General features: G+C 65.3%; 1 protein-coding gene and 2 pseudogenes. 2 read left to right on the forward strand and 1 reads right to left on the reverse strand.

Going from position 1 to position 2164, the window contains the following annotated elements; all coding sequences use genetic code 11:
• Window positions 1–89: 89 nt before the first annotated feature.
• Window positions 90–203, forward strand: a pseudogene (locus tag AB0873_RS32305) (transposase); the annotation flags it as partial.
• Between the two features lie 324 nt (window positions 204–527).
• Window positions 528–1769 carry an IS110 family transposase gene (locus tag AB0873_RS32310; RefSeq protein WP_366604564.1) on the forward strand — a complete coding sequence of 414 codons (1242 nt, stop codon included), beginning with the start codon at window positions 528–530 and terminating at the stop codon, window positions 1767–1769.
• A gap of 204 nt (window positions 1770–1973) precedes the next feature.
• Here AB0873_RS32310 and AB0873_RS32315 read toward each other — a convergent pair.
• Window positions 1974–2164, reverse strand: a pseudogene (locus AB0873_RS32315) (IS5/IS1182 family transposase); the annotation flags it as partial.

Below are 2164 nucleotides of genomic sequence, written 5' to 3' on the forward strand. Positions count from 1 at the left end.
TTGACGGCGTCCTCTACGACCCCACTAAACATCGAGCCGCAGCAATGCTCAGCGCGCCTGTCGCGGCGGGAGGTTGACACAGGGGGTGTCATCGGCCGAAGTGGTCGCTGGTGGTGGAGATGCTCGACGAGTTGGCCGAGCACGGGCTGCGCCCGCCACTGCTGGCCGCCGACGCCGGCTACGGCGACAACAGCCAGTTCAAGGCCGTTCCTGGACCGGGTGGCACCGCCACGTCACCCTGGTCACCGCCGCGCACCTGTTCATCACGGAACTGCGTCTGGACCCAATCATCGGCGCTGGTGCAGCGGTCCTGGAGTGATGAAAATGGTTCGTAGCGGCCGGGGTGGTAGACGTCGATCGCTTTAGTGGCGCTTCGAGCCTGTGACCCAATCGGACGTGGGAGCCGAGGGCAGGAGCCCCTGGACCGTTGCCCCGAGCACGCGAGTGAAACTCTTTGAAGATTTGGTTCCCGTCATCCCGGTCGCGCCTTGTCCGCTCGTCGTGGGAAGGAGCCGAGGAGGATGGGCATCGAAGTGGTAGCCGAGCGGACGGCCGGCTTGGATATCGCGAAGGCGTCGCTGGTGGCCTGCGTTCGGATCCCCGGTCCGAAGAGCGGCGCTCGGATGGTCAAGCGCAAGTTCACGACCATGACCGCGGACCTGTTGGCTCTGGCCGACTGGCTGGCCGAGCACGAGGTTACCCGGGTGGGCATGGAGTCGACTTCCGACTACTGGAAGCCAGTCTTCTACCTGCTGGAGGACAGGTTCGAGTGCTGGCTGCTCAATGCCCGTCATATGCGTGCGGTCCCGGGACGCAAGACCGACATGACCGACGCTGAGTGGATCTGCGATCTGGTCGCACACGGCCTGGTGCGGCCGTCGTTCGTTCCGCCGCCACCGATGCGTCGGCTGCGCGATCTGACCCGCAGGCGGACGCTTCTGTTGGCCGAGCGGACCAGGGAGAAGCAGCGGTTGGAGAAGATTCTCGAGGACGCCGGCGTCAAGCTCGGTGTCGTGGCTGCCGACATCACCGGCCGGTCGGGGCGAATGATGATCGAGGCGCTGATCGCCGGTGAGCGCGACCCGCACGTGATTGCGGACCTCGCGCTGGGCACGATGCGCAGGAAGCTCGGCGCCCTGGCCGACGCCCTCGTCGGCCGGTTCTCCGACCACCACGCGTTCTATTGCCAGCAGGTCCTCGACCACCTCGACTTCATCAACAAGATGATCACCGACCTCGGTGGACGCATCGACGCCGAGACGGCGGCCTACGAGCCGCAGATCGCGCTCCTGGACACCATCCCCGGCGTCGACCGCCGTGGTGCCCAGACGATCCTTGCCGAGATCGGGCCCGAGATGCACCGCTTCGCCTCCGCAGCACATCTGGCGTCCTGGGCTGGGGTCTGCCCTGGGAACAACAAGACCGCGGGCAAGGCCAAACCCACGCACACCCGACCAGGCAACCGATGGCTCAAGGCCGCCCTGGGCATCGCCGCGATGTCAGCGGTCCGCACCAAGAACACCTACGCCAGCGCCCAGTACAGGCGCATAGCCGCCAGACGCGGCGCGAAACGGGCCCTGGTCGCCGTGGCCCACAGCCACCTCGTCGCGATGTGGCACATCCTGGCCGGTGGCAACACCTACCAAGACCTCGGCGCGGACTACTACCTCAACCTCATCAACCCCGACCGCCAACGCCGCAGGCTCGTCGAACGCCTCGAACAACTAGGCTTCCACGTCACGATCGAACCCCGCCCAGCATCAGCCTGATGGACCTGTCGCCGTCACTTTCGAGTGAAAAGCGGATGCGCCGGCCTGACCCTCTACACCGTCATCCGCGAGCTGCAACAACTCCTCGCGACCTGGACCGGCGCCTGCCTCACCTGCCACCAACCCGTGAAACCGCTACACCGCAACAAACGCCACAGAACCTAACAAAGCACTATTAGGAGGTTGCGCGGAATGGTTGGTGGGTCATCGGCGGCGGGTGGGTCGGTTGTCCCATCGGTAGAGGGTCCATGCGCGTCGGATGAGGCTGCGGACGGTGATGATCGCGTCGGCGAGGTCGAAGTAGGCGTCGATGACTTTCTCTGTTCGTTCGTGGCAGCGTTGGAGTCGGTTGAACGCGTTGTGCCAGCTGTTTGTCCGTTCGACGTGCCACCGTT

The organism is Micromonospora sp. NPDC047707, from assembly GCF_040704235.1.
Lineage (GTDB): Bacteria > Actinomycetota > Actinomycetes > Mycobacteriales > Micromonosporaceae > Micromonospora.